Origin of the sequence: Pantoea sp. B550 (assembly GCF_024158165.1) — a bacterium.
In the GTDB taxonomy this organism is placed as follows: Bacteria; Pseudomonadota; Gammaproteobacteria; order Enterobacterales; family Enterobacteriaceae; genus Pantoea; species Pantoea alfalfae.
The window spans coordinates 68,001-86,166 of the sequence record NZ_JAMYXI010000001.1; the positions used below are offsets into that span (position 1 = coordinate 68,001).

An 18,166-nucleotide genomic window follows, 5' to 3' on the forward strand; every position below is an offset into this window, starting at 1 on the left:
GCAAGTCAGCGCGATAACCTGTTGGTGTACGCCATGACATTATCAGGGTTGCATCGCCTGCTGCCGCTCCGGCTCATCATCTGATCGTTCCTCGTAAGGAGTCCAAACGGATGACGCTCCGTCATCATTAGCCGTAATTAGTTACGGCTGAAGACCAGTTTCAATCCTGCCAGCGCAAAGCAACAGGCTAGCAGCGCATCCAGCCCGCGACGAATTCGACGGTAAAAAGCGCTCATTACAGCCGTCGAAAATAGCAAAGCATAACCACCGAATACAACCATGCAGATCGCCGCACAGCCGCAGATAATCATTGGTAACGTCGAGGTGACCGCTTGGGGTTTAAGGGCAAATGACATAATCGCCACCCAGGTCAGAATCGCTTTGGGGTTGCCGATATGCATCAGGATACCCTGACGGAACAGGCTGCCATAAGCGACCCGGGTATCGCTGGTTTTAAACTCTCCGGCTTCCGTACGGCGTAACGCAGATTTACCGGCTTTAAACGCCAGCCAGAGCAGATATAATCCGCCGCCAATTTTCAACGCAATCAGCAGTTGAGCAAAGGTTGTCAGTATGGTCAGCACACCGCAGGCTGCCAGCAGCGCCCAGATCATCGACCCACTCACGACACCCGCAGCCAGCGCCAGCGCGGCACCTCTGCCCTTTTTCATCGCTGTCCCCATTATCGCCATATTGCTCGGTCCGGGACTGGCCGTGGCAACAAAATAGGTCGTAAAGATCAGGATTAACTCGTGTGAAAGCGCCATATTTTTCTCTGCGAAGCGGGATTATCAATATGTTATATCCGCTGGCAAAGAAATTTACTATTCATTAACACATTGCCGGTTTTTACGGAGGAGGCTTAATAAAAAGGGCAGGCATCAGGTACGGCAGCGATAAGCTGTATTCACTGAATGACAGGGGCGCGTTAACGGCTATACAGACCTTGTTTTCCGAAAAAGCGGGAGGAACATCGATCTGCCTGACATCCCTCGCGATTTGTGACCTAATTTCATAATGGTCACTTTAAGTCAATCAGGGTCAGCGACGTTAAGGGAACAGGATCTGCCGATACCCATCTGCGGCTGAATCATAGATCCACCTGGCTTGCCGCCCCAAAAATGCAAGGTGAACAGGAACCGTTTTCATTGCCCGCAGCCTCGGATATTCTCCTGCTCAGCTGCCACAACCTTTTGTTATGACTCCTTTACAGTGACATGCCTTAATTTGTTGATGATAAAAATCCAGCCATAAGTGACCATTGACTTAATTAGTCACAAGAATGAGAATGCGTAAACTATCCTGTTACCGCTTTAAGGGAACTTATGCTCAGGCTTAAATCCGCCACCCTTGCTGTTTACGTGTTGCCGCTGGCTTTGGTGGCCTGCGGTGAACCTTCCACCCGCGACGATCCCCGAACGCAGGCTCCTCTGGTGCGGACTGCAACCGTGGTAAGCGCGATAGATCGATCCCACGCCTTTACCGGCGTTGTGGTCGCCCGGATTCAAAGCGATCTCAGTTTCAGAGTACAAGGCAAAATCCTTGAACGTCTGGTGGATACCGGTCAGGCGGTCAAACGCGGTCAGCCGCTGATGCGTCTGGATCCGATTGACCTGACACTGCAGTCTCAGGCTCAGCAACAGGTTGTGGAGGCAGCGCGGGCACGGGCTAAGCAAGCCACACAGGATGAAGCGCGCTATCGAGGCCTTGTCACGACGGGTGCCGTATCGGCATCAGCCTACGACCAGATAAAGGCCGCTGCCGATACGGCCAGAGCCGATCTCAGAGCCGCACAGGCACAGGCCAGCGTCGCGCAGAATGCAACGGGTTATGCCGTGCTGCTGGCCGACGCCGATGGCGTTGTCGTAGATACGCTGGCAGAACCGGGTCAGGTGGTCAGTGCCGGACAGGCGGTTATCCGGCTCGCCAGAGCCGGACAGCGTGAGGCCATCGTACAGTTACCTGAGACGCTCAGGCCTGCGCCGGACAGTGATGCTCAGGCGACGCTTTACGGCTCCGGAGATAAACGGGTGCCCGCCAGGCTGCGCCTGCTATCAGATGCCGCTGATCCGGTGACGCGAACCTTTGAAGCGAGATATGTACTGGAAGGCGCGCTGGCTAATGCACCGCTGGGCTCGACCGTCACGCTTAACATCGCGGAAAACGCCAGCAAAGCTGCGGTAATGAACGTGCCCTTAGCCGCGCTCTACGATCCGGGTAAAGGGCCGGGCGTCTGGAGCATTTCAGGTCAGCCCGCAACCGTCTCATGGCGCCCGGTGCAGGTGATTAACCTTGGGGATGACAACGCCGGCGTTGTCGGAAAACTCAAGCCGGGTGAGCAGGTCGTTGCGCTTGGCGCGCATCTGCTCCATGAGGGTGAAAAAGTGCGCACGGCTTCGCACGGCAACGCGCACAGTGCGGGGAGTCATCCATGAGCAAGGGACGTTTCAATCTCTCGGCGCTGGCTGTACGTGAGCGATCGATTACCCTCTTCCTGATCATTCTGATTACTGTTGCCGGTATTCTGTCGTTCTTCGAACTTGGGCGAGCGGAAGACCCGCCTTTTACTGTCAAGCAGATGACCATTATCACAGCCTGGCCGGGTGCTACTGCCCGGGAGATGCAGGATCAGGTTGCTGAGCCGCTGGAGAAGCGTCTGCAGGAGCTTAAGTGGTACGACCGCAGTGAGACCTATACCCGTCCGGGTCTGGCGTTTACCATGCTGTCACTGCAGGACAGCACGCCGCCTTCACAGGTGCAGGAAGAGTTCTATCAGGCGCGCAAGAAAGTTCGTGATGAAGCCAGCAGCCTGCCCGCGGGTGTCATCGGACCGATGGTTAATGACGAGTTCTCTGATGTGACTTTTGCCTTATTTGCGCTTAAGGCCAGGGGGGAGCCGCAGCGTCTGCTGGCAAGGGATGCTGAATCGCTGCGCCAGCAGCTTCTGCATGTAGCCGGCGTAAAAAAGGTCAACATTATTGGTGAGCAGAGTGAGCGAATTTTTATCTCGTTCTCTCATGACAGGCTGGCCACGCTCGGCATTTCCCCCCAGGATATCTTTTCTGCCCTGAACAGTCAGAACGTGCTGACCCCGGCCGGTTCGATAGATGCCAGCGGCCCCCAAATCTTTATTCGTCTTGATGGCGCCTTCGACACACTGGAAAAAATCCGCCAGACGCCTGTCGTTGCCGGGGGCAGAACACTGCGCCTTTCAGACGTCGCGACGGTTGAGCGAGGCTATGAAGATCCGGCGACTTTTATCGTACGTAATCAGGGCGAGCAGGCGCTGTTGTTAGGCGTCGTTATGCGCGACGGCTGGAATGGCCTCGATCTCGGTAAGGCACTGGATGAGGAAACGGCCAGAATTAATGACGGCATGCCGTTGGGTATGACGCTGACGAAGGTCACCGATCAGGCCATCAACATCAGTTCAGCCGTAGACGAATTCATGATCAAGTTCTTTGTCGCCCTGCTGGTGGTCATGGTGGTCTGCTTTGTCAGTATGGGCTGGCGGGTTGGTGTAGTGGTCGCCGCAGCCGTGCCACTGACACTGGCTATCGTGTTTGTTGTGATGGAGGCTTCCGGCAAGAATTTTGATCGCATCACCCTGGGTTCGCTGATCCTTGCCCTGGGTTTGCTGGTCGATGACGCCATCATCGCGATTGAAATGATGGTGGTCAAAATGGAAGAAGGTTATGACCGCATCAAAGCCTCTGCCTATGCCTGGAGTCATACGGCGGCACCAATGCTGGCGGGTACGCTGGTTACCGCTGTGGGCTTTATGCCGAATGGTTTTGCACAATCTACCGCCGGCGAGTACACCAGCAATATGTTCTGGATTGTCGGCATCGCCCTGATCGCCTCGTGGATAGTGGCGGTGGTCTTTACGCCTTATCTTGGCGTGAAAATGCTGCCGGAGATCAAAACGGTGGCGGGAGGACATACCGCGATTTATAACACCCGCCATTACAACCGATTCCGTCATATTCTGGGCCGTGTCATCGCAGGCAAATGGCTGGTGGCCGGTTCGGTGGTTGCTCTATTTACGCTTGCCGTGCTCGGCATGGGGATTGTGAACGCACAATTTTTCCCCACCTCTGACCGCCCGGAAGTGCTGGCAGAAGTCCAGATGCCTTATGGAACGTCAATCGAGGAGACCAGCCAGGCGACTGCAAAAATCGAAGCCTGGCTGCAGAAGCAGCCGGAGGCAAAAATCGTCACATCTTATATCGGACAAGGGTCACCGCGTTTTTATCTGGCCATGGCTCCCGAACTGCCCGACCCCTCGTTTGCGAAAATTGTTGTGCTGACGGACAGCCAGGAAGCGCGTGAAACACTCAAGCACAGGTTACGCGAAGCGGCGGCTCATGGACTTGCAGCAGAGGCGCGCATCCGCGTGACACAACTGGTGTTTGGCCCCTACTCGCCCTATCCGGTGGCGTATCGCGTCATGGGGCCGGATCCCGACACGTTGCGCGCCATCGCAGCCGACGTAGAGGCAGTGCTACAGGCCAGTCCGCTAATGAGAACAGTTAATATGGATTGGGGGCCAAAGGTGCCGACGCTGCATTTCACGCTTAATCAGGATCGTCTGCAGGCCGTGGGACTGACATCGAATGCGGTGGCAGAGCAGCTTCAGTTCCTGCTTTCTGGCGTTCCGATTACCTCAGTACGTGAAGATATCCGCTCCGTACAGGTTATGGGACGTGCGGCGGGTAACATCCGGCTCGATCCGGCCAGAATAGCGGGCTTTACCTTAGTCGGTTCCTCAGGTCAGCGTATTCCACTCTCTCAGATAGGCGACGTTGATGTACGCATGGAAGATCCGATTCTGCGCCGCCGCGATCGCACCCCGACGCTGACGGTGCGCGGTGATATTGCTGAGCATCTGCAGCCGCCGGAGGTCTCAAAGCAGATGCTCAAAGCGTTACAGCCCATCATCGATTCACTGCCAGCGGGCTACCGCATTGAACAGGCAGGCTCGATTGAAGAATCTGGCAAAGCGACCAAAGCAATGGCACCGCTGTTCCCGATTATGATCGCCATGACGCTGCTGATTATCATTCTGCAGGTGCGTTCGATGTCGGCGATGGTGATGGTCTTTCTGACGTCGCCTCTGGGACTGATTGGTGTGGTGCCGACGCTACTTCTGTTTAACCAGCCGTTTGGCATCAATGCACTGGTTGGACTGATAGCGCTGTCGGGCATCCTGATGCGCAACACGCTAATCCTGATAGGGCAGATTCACCATAATGAGCATCAAGGACTCTCGCCTTTTGATGCGGTGGTAGAGGCAACGATACAGCGTGCGCGTCCGGTGCTGCTGACGGCAATGGCTGCCATTCTGGCCTTCATTCCGCTGACGCACTCCGTATTCTGGGGAACGCTGGCATATACCCTGATTGGCGGTACGTTAGGCGGCACCCTGATTACGCTGGTATTCCTGCCGGCGATGTACGCGATATGGTTCAGAATTCGTCCGGGTCAACTCCGCTCCGCTGACGCCCCCTGAGCTGAACGTAACCTGAAACGGGCGTGAACGCTGAACCCGACAGCCTGGCGGATTACGTTACAAAGGTTTCAGACCAGGGAATTTGATCGTGATGTAAGAGGAGTGGGATGAAGAGAATAATAAAGAGACGGATGGCGGGAAAGATAAAGCAACACTAAGGGCAGTTCAGTCCGGTTTTAAATCGCCTTTCAGGCCTCTGAAACCGGACTGCGTCTGCTCAGGAAAAGATTATTTTCCCAGAATTTCCCGGCGGACAATCTCGGCACCCGCACTCAACGCATGCAGTTTGCCATTGGCAACCTGGCGCGGCAGAGGAATCATGCCGCAGTTGGTTGAAGGATAGAGATTTTCAGCATCCACAAACTGCAGCGCTTTACGCAGCGTGCTTGCCACTGCTTCCGGCGTCTCAATTTCATGAGTCGCTACGTCGATAGCACCGACCATGACTTTTTTACCGCGAATCAGCTCAATCAGATCCATCGGAACGCGCGAGTTCTGGCACTCCAGTGAGACGATGTCGATAGCCGAACGCTGCAATTTTGGGAAGACCTCTTCATACTGGCGCCACTCTGTGCCCAGCGTTTTCTTCCAGTCGGTATTGGCTTTGATACCGTAGCCGTAGCAGATGTGAACGGCGGTTTCACACTTCAGACCGTCAATAGCACGCTCCAGTGCGGCAATACCCCAGTCATTCACTTCATCAAAGAAGACGTTAAAGGCTGGTTCGTCGAACTGAATAATATCAACGCCTGCGGCTTCTAACTCTTTCGCTTCCTGATTCAGGATTTTTGCGAATTCCCAGGCCAGCTTTTCACGACTTTTATAGTGATTGTCATAAAGGGTATCGATCATCGTCATCGGACCCGGCAACGCCCACTTAATAGGACGATCGGTCAGCTTGCGCAGGATTTTTGCATCTTCAACAAACACCGGCTTCTGACGTGAGACTTCACCCACTACGGTCGGCACGCTGGCGTCATAACGATTACGGATGCGGACCACTTCACGCTTCTCAAAATCCACGCCGCTGAGGTGTTCAATAAACGTCGTTACAAAGTGCTGACGGGTCTGCTCACCATCGCTGACGATATCAATGCCGGCGCGAACCTGGTCGTCCAGACAGAGACGCAGTGCATCTCTTTTACCGTCAACTAACTCTTCATCCTGCAGTTTCCAGGGTGACCACAGCACCTCTGGCTGCGCAATCCAGGACGGTTTAGGCAGGCTGCCCGCAGTGGATGTCGGTAATAAAGTTTTCATAGCAGGTGACCTTTTGTTTTTAATTAATCAAAGAACGGATTCAGCAGACCATTGTGCGAGAAGTGTCTGATTAGGCTTGATGAAATGCGCCTCAGTAAACTTACCCTGCTCAACGGCCAGACGGCTACGCTCTTCGCGATCGTAAACGATGCGGGTTAATGAATAATCCTGATGGTGCAGCGTTGGCTGATAGCACTGTCCGGCTGCAGAATTCGCGTTATAAATTTCCGGGCGATAGATCTTCTGAAAAGTTTCCATGGTGCTGATAGTGCTGATCAGCTCCAGATTGGTGTAATCGCTGAGCAGGTCACCGTGGAAGTAGAAGGCCAGCGGCGCAACACTGCCCTGCGGCATAAAGAAACGCACTTTCAGGCCCATTTTTCCAAAATAAAAATCAGTCAGCGAAGGCGCATCCTGCTGGTATTCGATGCCCAGCACCGGATGCATATTACCGGTACGCACATAGGTATTTTTGCTCGACACACTCAGACAGATGACCGGAGACTTATTGAAGTTTTCTTTATAGGCCGCTGAGTTGACGAAACTTTTAAAAATGTTGCCGTGCAGCTGGCCAAAATCATCCGGCAGACTGAATTCTGTCTGCCCTTTATTGTGCTCTGTCAGCACCACGCTGAAATCATAATCACGTACGTAGGATGAGAAGTTATTGCCGACAATCCCTTCGAAACGTTCACCGGTTTTGTGATCGACGATATGGGTCTTCAGAATCTCAATCGCCGGGAACGATTCGTCGTTGCTGCCAGGACGAAGATTCAGCTCAGCAGAAATAATCTCAAGTTCGACAGCGTAACGGTCGCTTTTTGGGTTGTCCCAGTGCGCCAGCGCGTTAAACCGGTTGTCGATCATCGCCAGCGCGTTATGCAGGTTTTCCTGGCGTTTTTCACCACGCGCCAGATTAGCGAAGTTAGTCGTCGCCCGCGTATTTTTCGAAGGGTTATAGTTTTCGTCGAAACGAATGCGCTTAAGGGTAAAGGCTACGTTGTTCATCGCTATCGGGTATCCTGGTCGCTGATATGATTTGTTGCTTCAGGGTTATGCAACTTCGCTATCCCTTAACAAGCGTTCATATGACTCAAAGTTATTAACAATTCTTACTTTATGCCTCAACATCCGGTTGAAAAAAAGTGATTAAATTTCAACGAACATGAAGGAAATTCATGTTGAGGCGGAAAAGCGGGGAATTTTTCATGCGGCCAGCGTGCCTGAAAATATCTGGAGTGAAATCAGGACTTTTTAAGACGCTACGGAAATAAATAATTTTAATATAAATCAATAAATTATTATCACCCCACCACATCTGCAAGGCTTTTGACGGTTTCGTACTCAGACACGCCAGACATCTTTTTATTCACCTTAGCGGAAATCAATCGATTCCAGCCTGCAGAAAATTGCTGCTAAGGGCACGGCCCTGACAGGGGATCACCTGTGCCCTACACATTTGCTAAATCTTATAAAAATTATCGCATGTCACTTTATGCGCGCCTGATTTAACTGAGAGCCGGCTGGCCGCTTCTTTCATCAGTTTCCCCAGTCCGCTCTCACACTTCGCCTGCGTCAGACGTGACGATGGCCCGGTGAGTGCCAGCGCAGCGAGCAGCCTGTCATCTTCCCCAAACACCGGTACGGAAAATGCCGCAATGTGCGGATCGCGCATCCCGGAGGTAAACAGCGGAAGTTCAGGTACAGCATCAAACAGGGGTTCGTGCTTGCCCCAGTAGCGAAGCACCTGCCCGATGGCAGAGTTATCCAGCGGCAGAAAGGTGCCGGGCAGACGCGTTTCACGCAGTCCTTCAGAAGGCTCAGCTCTGAACAGACAGAGTCGCTGATCATTTTCAATCACATACCATGAGGCGCTTTCACCCGTCGCGGTCGCCAGAGCGTGAAGCTCAGGCTGAACAATGCTGGCCAGATGGAAAGATTGTTCATAGAGCTTGCCCAGATAGAGCAGCCTCGGCCCCAGGGTATAGACGCCATTGTCACGGCGAATCACATAATTCATGCGCTCAAGTGAGTTCATCAGGCGATAGACCGTCGTTTTGTGATAACCCGACAGCTGCGCCAGCGCGGTAAGCGTCAGCGACTCCTCGCCAGGTTTGAAACAATCCAGCAGCGCCAGCGCTTTTTCTACGGCAATTACGCCTTCATTCCCCATGGGTACGTCCTCCTGTATGCGACGGCAGGCAGTTTACCGCGCAATTTGTGATTCACATCGTATTTACATCACAAATGAGTGCTTAACACTGGTGCGATGCGAATTAACATCGATATAGTAGTTTTATATTGTACAACTAAGTTGTATCTGGTAAACCGAAAGAGGAATAATCTATGCCACATGCAGAGAATACCTTCATCAATCGCGACATTATCCGTGTCGCACCAGAGCTTGTTCAACAGGCGGCTCAGTTCCAGGCTGCGATACTGGCTGATGTCGCCGGTCGACGCGGGACGCTGCATGGTCGCGTCAAACCAGTCGCCTCCACGATGAAAGTCGCTGGTCCCGCTATCACCGTCGAGGTCCGGCCCGGCGATAATCTGGCGATCCATGCTGCACTGGCTATCGCCCAGCCGGGCGACGTAATTGTGGTTGATGGCAAAGGCGATATCAGCTGTGCATTAATCGGCGAGATTATGTCGGCCCAGGCTAAAGCCTCCGGCATTGCGGGGATTATCATTGATGGCGCGGTGCGTGACGCCGATGCACTGAGTACGAACGGCTTCCCGGTGTTTGCTGCAGGTCTGAATCCCTGTGGCCCGACCAAGTCTGTTGCGGGACGGGTCAACTATCCGGTTTCTGTCGCGGGCGCTGCCATTCAGCCCGGCGATCTGGTCATCGGAGATAGTGATGGCGTGGTGATTCTGCCGCGTGAAGAGATCCCTGCCCTGCTCGAGCTGGCGCAGAAAAAACTGGATTTCGAGACCGGGCGTATTGCCGCCATTCGTGATGGCGACCTTCGCGCGCCGTGGCTGGAGAAAGCCCTTCTTACCGCTGGCATGCTGGCGGATGGGGAGACGCTCTGATGACAACCCAACTTCCCGTCATTCTGGTCACGGCCAGCGATCTGGCTCCGCAGGCCGTCAGCCTGCTGAACGCGTTCAGCCTGGTTTATGCAGGCAAACAGCCGGACGAAGATACCCTGTTCAGACTCTGCCAGCAGCATAATCCGGTAGCGATAATTGTTCGTTACGGAAAAATGAATGCCCGCATCATGGATGCTGCGCCTGCCCTGCGCGTGATTTCCAAACACGGCAGCGGTATTGACGTTATCGATCAACAGGCAGCCGCGGCACGCGATATTCGTGTGCAGTCTGCGCCGGGTGCCAACGCAGCCGCTGTAGCCGAGCATACCTGGGCGATGATTTTGGCCTGCGCCAAATCCGTGATAACGCTGGATCAGCGCATGCGTCAGGGGCACTGGGACAAATCCACGCATAAATCTGTGGAGCTGGAAGGCAGAACCCTGGGTCTGGTCGGGCTTGGTGCAATTGGCGGTCGCGTTGCCCGCATTGGGCGGGCGTTTGGTATGAAGGTGCTCGCCTATGATCCTTTTGCAAAAACCTTTCCTGATGAGTGTGAGTCCGCCTCACTTGACGACCTGCTGCAACAGGCAGACATCATTTCGCTGCACTGCCCGCTGACCGGACAGACACGCCAGATGATTAATGCAGAGAAACTGGCGTTGTTTAAAAAAGGCGCCATTCTGGTAAACACGGCACGCGGCGGTCTTATTGATGATGACGCGCTTTTAGCGGCACTGAACAATGGCACCGTCGCCTGGGCCGCACTGGATAGTTTCCCCACTGAACCTCTGACGGCACCGCATATCTGGCAGCATGTTGAGAATGTGATTCTGTCCCCCCACATTGGCGGCGTCAGTGACAACTCCTACGTGAAGATGGGTACGGTGGCGGCCAGTAATATTCTGAACGTTCTGGAATCTCTGAAAAATGAAAGCGCGGTGTCCTGAGCCATCTCTGTAGCCGACTAAACAGGCTTTATCGCTATGTAGTCGGCATTTTTACAGATTTGAGTCTCTGCAATCACTTAAAGCGTTAAGAAGCTATCATTGATGCCAGGGGGTTATAAATAATGCGTGTCTGCTTTTAGCGAACAGCTGAAGTCAGACTGATAACAAATCAGAATTGACTCCACCACCCTGGTATACGATCGGGAGTTCATTTACACATTTTCCAGACTCATAAATCCTGATATAACCCGTTGACGTCAACTTCGCGGACTTTTTCCGAATGAGGGATTAAGTCGTCGAGCTGCTTGTAGCGCTCACTCAAGCGTATGAAGTCAATCACGTCACAAATTCCTTTTTAATGAGGTCTGCAGGCTGAGAGTTTGAACCATTAAGCATCCCCTGACTTTATGGCACGTGACAGTTTTAACGAAAATGCCTGTTGAAGTTGATGCTTAGCTATTAGATTCGATCCTGCCGCGAGCCATTCGCTCAGGGCAGGATAGCCTCAGTACGGATCCCTGTCGGCAATAACGATGAGAGGATGCCACATCCAGATGAAAAACAAAAAACCGCCTCATGACAGATAACTTTCAGAGCCTGAATTTATTTTCCACGCGACGAGCCATGGCCTTTAAGCTTGATATTAAGTTACGCTTAATTTAGCTGGTGAGCCAAAGCAATATGAGTTTGATGGAAACGTCGAAGGCCGCATTAAGGATGAATACCTGAAAGAAAAGGGGTTCAGAGATATTCTTCATGTGCGGAAAACAATGAATAACTGTCAGCAGACTAATAATGCCTGCATAGTCAGGTGATCTCAGAATCACCATAAGCGCTCTTAAAATATGGAAAATTATATAAATTGAAAATAAGAAGTTAAAAAAACGATATTATTAACTCATCACTACTTATGATAACGCTGGCAGGCTAACCACTGAAGTGCTTTCAGACAGACTCACTGCAGTAGCTATCAAATGAAGAGCAATGTTGCTAGCTTAATGCGTATTTTTACATCCATTACTTGACTGGAGTAACTGAACAGGAAATTTTGCCCCTTAAAACACTAAGGGGCAATAAATTAATGATGGTTATTTGACTTATTTCGTATTCTGGTATTTTTATTATTTGAATGCTTTTTGCACTCTGTACGCAAGACTTTAAAAATCACATAATCTTGCGTGGTTTTCCCTGGTGTTGCATTGGTCTTTGACCGCCTGACCGCTATGCATTGAAAGTGCTAAGCAGTCAGGCACATTTTTATTATAAGACCTGTACGATATAATAAAAGCTGTCCTTAAGGGCAGGGGTGATAGTTTCATCATGTGATTATTTAGGGGGAGTTAATGAGTTCTGCTATTGATTTTTTTTTGCGTGATTATGATGAATTGTCGGTTGAACAAGCGAATGAGTTATACCGGCTGAGAAGAAAAACATTTCGGGATCGGCTCGACTGGGAGGTCGAATGCATTGACGGTATGGAAAAGGACCTTTTCGATAACAAAAACACAACTTACTTACTGGGTATGCACGCCGGTAAATTGCTATGCGGCGCACGATTCATAGACTCGACGCAGCCGACGATGATGAGCGAAATTTTCCATAAATACTTCTCAGGTGTATGTAGTCTCCCTACAGATATTCCCTGCTGTGAAATTACTCGCCTGTTTTTAGACAAAGAAAGACGTGATGCTGCAAAACTGGATGGTTTACCCGCCAGTAAAGCATTATTTCTTGCAATGATTATTTTTTGCATGAAGAAGAAATATTCAGGGATGTACGCAGTGGTCAGTCGCGGCATGTATGCCATATTTCGCCACGCCAACTGGAAAACAGAGGTCATTCAAAAAGGGATTTCTGAAAAAGGAGAAGTTATCTACTATATTTTTATGCCTGCTAACAGTAGCGTCATTGAGGATATCATCATTAAGGACAAACACTCTGAATGGCTTCGTGAGAAGCTACAGCACTTACGCCATCTTTAAATAAGTATCTGGCTCAGTTTTCCAGTAAGCGGAGTTCTGCGCCAAGTTTTATAGCGTGTCTTGCGTTATTAACACCGAGTTTTTTCATTACATTACCCATGTGGAATTTTACCGTGCGCTCTGCAATGGATAAAATAATAGCAATCTCAGCATATGTTTTCCCGTCACTGACCCACTTAAGAATCTGTCGCTCTCGCGGTGATAAAAAGGCATTTTTTTTCTGCTGATGTTGACTATACAGATTGAGCGTCTTCTGGTGCAGATGAATAAGGAAACTCATGAATTTTGGCCGATGTTTATCAATGTCAAACTCGAAATCCTTCTTTCCAATAACAGATAATACAACCAGGTTATTCAGGTAGTCATGCAGAGGAAATGTCTGCCCCCGATATATGTTATATTGAAAACTTTCGTTGAAAATCCTGGTGAGATTGTAACCTTCTGACAAAATAACTTCATTCTCCCAAAAGTAGTCTTCAACGCAGCGCAAGCCGCGGATAATGACGGGATCGATAAACTGATATTTTCTTTCAAGGTAAACATCAAACCACGCCGGATTGTTATTGATAATCTGCATCTGCGAAGGGTCTTTTTTATTCATAATAGCGTATGCATAGATAATACCCGGGTAATCCTCGAAGAATGCATCCAGTTCCTCCTGGATCAACGAATTTATCCTTTGGTCGTTATAGTATGTATCCTTCACGTCAGCTGTTACCTTCAGGTTGAGTGGTTTAGAAGTATAATCTGGTTCATGAACTGCTGTGAATCGTATTTTCACCCAACTCACATATCCGAAGGACAACATCATACAGTAATATCCCACTCATTTCTGCCTTAAGAAAGCGAGGACAGGAGTGGCTCATGAGATTGTTGATGGGTATCGGAACGTTGACATAACACCATGATCAACAGGAATAACCGAATAGTTTTTGACGGTTATAGGTAATGCATGCCTGTCTGAAGCGACAACAGCAACGTTTCCTTGCAAATCCTTAGTAAGGAAAGGCTGGAGGATCGTGCAGGGGTATGGATCTGTCTTCAACGGGCGGGGAATTGTGATCATGAATTTTCATCAGGTATTGACGCCTGACAGACTTCTTTTAAGCGAAGTGCTTCTTAGATTGCATCCTGTTTTTCTGATCCTAAACTCTTGCTAAATTTCTCTTAGCGAATACTTCCCTGCTTGCTTTATGTCACCCGCATTTTAAAAATTACCTCATGGAATATATCTACTTCCTGATGGTTGTAATATGAATGTTTCAGCCCACCGGGGGTTTTCTCTTCACTCCTGCTCTGATGCAGGCTTTGAGCCATCGCTTTTAGAGGGTGCGAGGCTTTAAACCCACTTGTATGATGAGGTAATAGAACTTACCGTTCAAAGCGAAAGTCTGTGACAGAAAGCCTGATCTCGTCTCTGCTCAATTAATCCACTGACGTCTTAAAATCAAAAGATGAATATTCAAAGGCTATTCAAAACAGTGCTCTTGTGTCAGTAACGCTGAAAGGACTCACCTGCAGACGCAATGTTCAGCATCTGCAGATGATATTACGTTATTTACTGACTGGCGAAGCGTGCGTGTCAACTTCGATGTTTAACTGTTTTCTGCGACCCATAACCAGCACCGCAATACCGCCGATGCCACAGAGGATTGCCAGTGGCATCATTGCCAGCGTATGGCTGCCGGTCGCCTGATTAATGATGCCGTAAACGTTGACCATTAATCCTCCGCCAATCAGGTTCGCCATCGCACCGATAGCGGCCAGACCCGCAGCAGCGGTAGTGGATGACATCCATCCCGATGCCAGCGCCCAGAAAGGTCCTTTCATTGAGTAGGCACCCATTAATACCAATGACAGGATGACAACACTGCCGGTCAGGCTGTTAGTGATAAAGGCGGAGAGCAGACCACCCGCAATCAGGAACAGCGTTAATGCGGTATGCCAGCGACGCTCGCCGCTTCGGTCAGAACTTCTGCCCCATACAACCATCAGAATGGATGCCAGACCGTAAGGAATCGCATTGACTAAACCGGTGGAGAAGTTATCCAGCCCGAACGATTTCAGCAGTTGCGGAGACCAGACGCTCAGCGTTGATCCCGCCGCAGAAGCACCCGCATAAATCAGCGCCATCACCCAGATATGCTTGTGACGCAGTAACTGCCATAGCGAGATATGACCAATCGCTTTTTTCTTCTCGTTTTCTGCCTGAATAGTTGTACTCAGCCACGCTTTTTGTTCCTGATTTAACCAGCTAGCGTCAGTCGGACGATTACTGAGTAAAAAGAAGGCTGCAATCCCCAGAACCACCGCCGGAATACCTTCCAGGATGAATAACCAGTGCCAGCCACGCATGCCCAACCAGCCGTCGAACGACAAAATCAGGCCGGAGATAGGCGACCCTATAAAGTTCGCTGCCGGGATTGCCACCATGAAGGTTGCAATCACACGCGCACGGTACTTGCCCGGGATCCAGTAAGTCAGATAAAGAATCACGCCAGGGAAAAAGCCTGCCTCGGCTGCACCCAGTAAAAAGCGCAGTACGTAGAGCGTATTGGCACTTTCAACAAAAGCAGTACAGACCGAAATAATGCCCCACGACACCATGATGCGAGAGATCCAAATCTTTGCGCCAATTTTCTGCATGGCGAGGTTACTGGGAACTTCAAACAGGAAGTAACCCACGAAAAACAGGCTGCTTGCAAAACCAAATACCGCTTTTGACAACCCTAAATCTTCGTTCATCTGTAATGAAGCCATTCCGATGTTGCCGCGGTCGATGATGGCAATCAGATAACAGACAATCAGAAAGGGCAAAATGCGCCAGACCACCTTCTTAACGATCTGCTGCTCAATATCGGCAGAGAATGTCGTGATGTGCTGTTTTTCAGACATGATAATCCTCACAATTTTGTCATCGGTTTAGGGCAGTGGAGAAACCGCATTATTGTACGATGTACAACAGTAATGTACTGAGTAAAACTATTATCACGATAAAATCTTACCCCTGCCTGACGATGTAATCAGGTTGTGTTAGTTGTCACAAAAAAGTATTCATCTGTTTTCGTTTATGTGATGGGCATGTCGTTAACGGGTCGGATTCAGCGATCTTTTTCCGAGGTACCAATCAGAGAACAGGTATGGAGGAGAAAAAATAGGATGTTTTGAGGTTCAGTGGCTAATGATTGCAACACGTGCGACGACCAACGGTTTATGTCACTGATTCCCCGGACCGAAAACGGCGAGTTTTGCCCCAGGCTATTCGATAACGTAATGACTCGCGGTGTAACGATGGAAACCACAGGGGTCATTATGAAATACAAAATCTCCGGCCTGAAAGCCGAGCCGTTTGCTCATCTTTTTGGACAAAGCGAAAGCTATCTGAAAAATCATAATGCTATACGACAAACGGTAGAGTGCTATCCGGGTTATCCTGACCGTATCTCATTGTGTGATATCCCCGTCGGTGAAACCGCTTTGCTGATCAATCACATCTATCAGCCTGCAGACTCCCCCTTTTTTGGCACTCATGCGATTTATGTCTGGGAGGGATGCACCCGACAAGGCATTTACCTGAATGCCTTACCCGAAGTGATGCAAAGCAGAATTCTGTCACTGCGGGCCTTTAACAAGGAACATTTTTTAATAGTGGCAGACATAGCTGAAGGGAAACTTGCTGAAAACCTCATAGGCCTTTTGTTTAGCGATTCACAGGTGAGTTATATCCAGATACATAATGCGAAACAAGGATGCTATTTATGTTGTGCTGAGCGTTGTGAATGACGAGTCAACTCAGATGTATCTGATGTGTTGCAGAATCCTCTTCTGGCCCTGAGGTGCTGGCTTTTACAAAGTCTTTATCACCATGCCGACTGCGGCCAGCATCATAATGAATCCGGCTGCACGGAAAATGCGTCGTTGCGCTTTTTCACTGGTGAGAAGGTGGCGTATTCTGAGCGCAGCAAGTATAAAAACCGCGCCTACACCCAAAAGGACAATCACGGTTAGCGGTACCAGAATTCCTCCCCACATCTTCAATGATGCATTATCCCGAGAGATTACCAGAGGCAATATTGCCAGATAAAAAGCGATGGTTTTAGGATTTCCCAGCGTGATGGTCAGCCCTGAAAACCAGGCTGAAGCCAGTTCTCGTTTTGTCGCTTTCCGGGCAATGTTTATAGTCTGAGGCTGGTGACACCAGAATTTCCATGCCAGCATACATAGATAGAGTGATGCAGCCCAGTTAATCAGAGCGAAGAGAGAAGTATAGGTATGAGCGATCACCGCCAGCCCAAATACCGCTATAGATAAATAGATTAAGTCTCCGAGAATAAGGCCGGCCAGCATCGTAAAGCCCGTCACCGCCCTACCACTTACACTGCGAGCGACTAATGCAGTCATACCCGGACCCGGAATTACGGCAGCTAAACCGAGCGCAGCCGTATAAGCTATTATCTGAGCGGCATCTGACATGATGATTCCTTTTAGTATCCAATTTCAGGAAGATCGGTTTGATATAATGTCTTAAACATATCTGGCCTGAGTGAAAACGGAGTAACTCAGGCAGTAATAGCCTTAGTTGTTTTTTTTAATCCTTTTTTGCCCGTGGTGCGCGTATCTGGCTCCATTATTAAGCTTGCCTGTTTTAATGATATTAACTGCCATGCACCGTCCGTTATTTTATCGATGTAACACTGCGGGATGCACATGACTCAATCTGCATGGGTGCCTGAGAAATATGGCGTATCCCATGCGCCATTTAAAATAAAAATGCCAAAACAGATTAAATGCAGATTCATATCCCCCCCAAAACTGTGTGTAATAACTGTTTAGATAGTGAATTTATTATGCAGAAATGATGCGGAAAATTGTTACCTATATCAATTACTAAATGCCGCTTTTAAGGTAAAAACAACCCTTTAATGCTCATGAAAAGAAAGGAATTTCCTTATATGGCCCTTAGCCTGACAGATATGAAAATCCTTAAAATTTTACAGGATGATGCTCGCGTCACTAACCAGGTACTGGCAGAGAAAATAAACCTTTCAGCTTCTCCCTGCTGGCGCAAGGTCCGCAAGCTCGAAGAAGATGAAGTTATTCAGGGCTACCGTGCGGTTCTTGATCGCAAAAAAATTGGTCTGGATGTGATGGTTTTCATTCGGGTCGTCATTGACAGTCATAGTGAGGCGGAGGCCAGAAAATTTGAAGAAGAAGTGACCGCGCTGGAGGATGTGGTTGCCTGTTATAGCATCGGAGGGGATGCCGACTTTCTGCTACAGGTTGTGGCATCAGATCTGGACTCTTATGCTGATTTTGCCATGTCAGTGGTACGCAGATTGCCAGGCATCAAAGAAATGCAGAGCATGTTTGTGCTTAAAGAAATCAAACCACTCGTCACTTATCCGATTAAGAAAACCCCTGAATAA

At 49.8% G+C, this 18,166-nt stretch carries 14 protein-coding genes; 7 read left to right on the forward strand and 7 right to left on the reverse strand.

Annotation, left to right across the window (positions count from 1 at the left end; translation table 11 throughout):
* Window positions 1-137: 137 nt before the first annotated feature.
* Window positions 138-767, reverse strand: a complete 630-nt coding sequence (locus tag NIM72_RS00330) for a LysE family translocator (RefSeq protein WP_161736141.1) — start codon at window positions 765-767, stop codon at window positions 138-140.
* Window positions 768-1,325: 558 nt separating this feature from the next.
* On the opposite strand from NIM72_RS00330, the gene NIM72_RS00335 reads away from it, so the two are divergent.
* Both NIM72_RS00335 and NIM72_RS00340 read left to right on the forward strand, forming a co-directional pair.
* Window positions 1,326-2,435: an efflux RND transporter periplasmic adaptor subunit gene (locus NIM72_RS00335; protein ID WP_253417765.1), complete on the forward strand. Its 1,110-nt coding sequence runs from the start codon at window positions 1,326-1,328 to the stop codon at window positions 2,433-2,435.
* The gene (locus NIM72_RS00340; RefSeq protein WP_253417767.1) at window positions 2,432-5,512 is read left to right on the forward strand and encodes an efflux RND transporter permease subunit; all 3,081 of its coding nucleotides are present in this window, start codon (window positions 2,432-2,434) and stop codon (window positions 5,510-5,512) included. Before NIM72_RS00335 ends, NIM72_RS00340 begins: the two co-directional genes overlap by 4 nt.
* A 228-nt stretch (window positions 5,513-5,740) precedes the next feature.
* Here NIM72_RS00340 and NIM72_RS00345 read toward each other — a convergent pair whose 3' ends face one another.
* The 3 genes from NIM72_RS00345 to NIM72_RS00355 all read right to left on the reverse strand — a co-directional run bounded on the left by NIM72_RS00345 (window position 5,741) and on the right by NIM72_RS00355 (window position 8,945).
* Window positions 5,741-6,772, reverse strand: coding sequence for a methionine synthase (locus NIM72_RS00345; protein ID WP_161736138.1), 1,032 nt, complete (start codon window positions 6,770-6,772; stop codon window positions 5,741-5,743).
* A gap of 27 nt (window positions 6,773-6,799) precedes the next feature.
* Entirely contained in the window at window positions 6,800-7,780 is a 981-nt protein-coding gene (locus tag NIM72_RS00350) for a DUF1852 domain-containing protein (protein ID WP_253417769.1), read from the reverse strand.
* A gap of 454 nt (window positions 7,781-8,234) precedes the next feature.
* Window positions 8,235-8,945, reverse strand: a complete 711-nt coding sequence (locus tag NIM72_RS00355; RefSeq protein ID WP_161736136.1) for an IclR family transcriptional regulator — start codon at window positions 8,943-8,945, stop codon at window positions 8,235-8,237.
* A 173-nt stretch (window positions 8,946-9,118) separates the two neighbouring features.
* Here NIM72_RS00355 and NIM72_RS00360 point away from each other — a divergent pair, with 173 nt between their 5' ends.
* The 3 genes from NIM72_RS00360 to NIM72_RS00370 all read left to right on the forward strand — a co-directional run bounded on the left by NIM72_RS00360 (window position 9,119) and on the right by NIM72_RS00370 (window position 12,740).
* The gene (locus NIM72_RS00360; RefSeq protein ID WP_222925559.1) at window positions 9,119-9,811 is read left to right on the forward strand and encodes an RraA family protein; all 693 of its coding nucleotides are present in this window, start codon (window positions 9,119-9,121) and stop codon (window positions 9,809-9,811) included.
* Window positions 9,811-10,758: a hydroxyacid dehydrogenase gene (locus NIM72_RS00365; protein WP_253417771.1), complete on the forward strand. Its 948-nt coding sequence runs from the start codon at window positions 9,811-9,813 to the stop codon at window positions 10,756-10,758. The genes NIM72_RS00360 and NIM72_RS00365 overlap by 1 nt, the downstream gene beginning before the upstream one ends.
* A 1,343-nt stretch (window positions 10,759-12,101) precedes the next feature.
* Complete coding sequence (locus tag NIM72_RS00370) at window positions 12,102-12,740, forward strand: acyl-homoserine-lactone synthase (protein WP_161736133.1); 639 nt, start codon at window positions 12,102-12,104, stop codon at window positions 12,738-12,740.
* Between the two features lie 13 nt (window positions 12,741-12,753).
* Here the strand turns inward: NIM72_RS00370 and NIM72_RS00375 are convergent, their stop codons facing one another.
* Together NIM72_RS00375 and NIM72_RS00380 are read right to left on the reverse strand one after the other, a co-directional pair.
* Window positions 12,754-13,551: a LuxR family transcriptional regulator gene (locus tag NIM72_RS00375; protein ID WP_253417773.1), complete on the reverse strand. Its 798-nt coding sequence runs from the start codon at window positions 13,549-13,551 to the stop codon at window positions 12,754-12,756.
* A 743-nt stretch (window positions 13,552-14,294) separates the two neighbouring features.
* On the reverse strand, window positions 14,295-15,635 hold the full coding sequence (locus tag NIM72_RS00380) for an MFS transporter (protein ID WP_253417775.1): 1,341 nt from the start codon (window positions 15,633-15,635) through the stop codon (window positions 14,295-14,297).
* Window positions 15,636-16,052: 417 nt separating this feature from the next.
* On the opposite strand from NIM72_RS00380, the gene NIM72_RS00385 reads away from it, so the two are divergent.
* Entirely contained in the window at window positions 16,053-16,523 is a 471-nt protein-coding gene (locus NIM72_RS00385; RefSeq protein WP_253417776.1) for a DUF1203 domain-containing protein, read from the forward strand.
* 63 nt (window positions 16,524-16,586) lie between these two features.
* On the opposite strand, the gene NIM72_RS00390 is transcribed toward NIM72_RS00385, so the two are convergent.
* Window positions 16,587-17,213, reverse strand: coding sequence for a LysE family translocator (locus NIM72_RS00390; protein ID WP_253417778.1), 627 nt, complete (start codon window positions 17,211-17,213; stop codon window positions 16,587-16,589).
* Between the two features lie 479 nt (window positions 17,214-17,692).
* On the opposite strand from NIM72_RS00390, the gene NIM72_RS00395 reads away from it, so the two are divergent.
* Window positions 17,693-18,166 (forward strand): Lrp/AsnC family transcriptional regulator, encoded by a 474-nt coding sequence (locus tag NIM72_RS00395; protein WP_253417780.1) that lies wholly within the window; start codon window positions 17,693-17,695, stop codon window positions 18,164-18,166.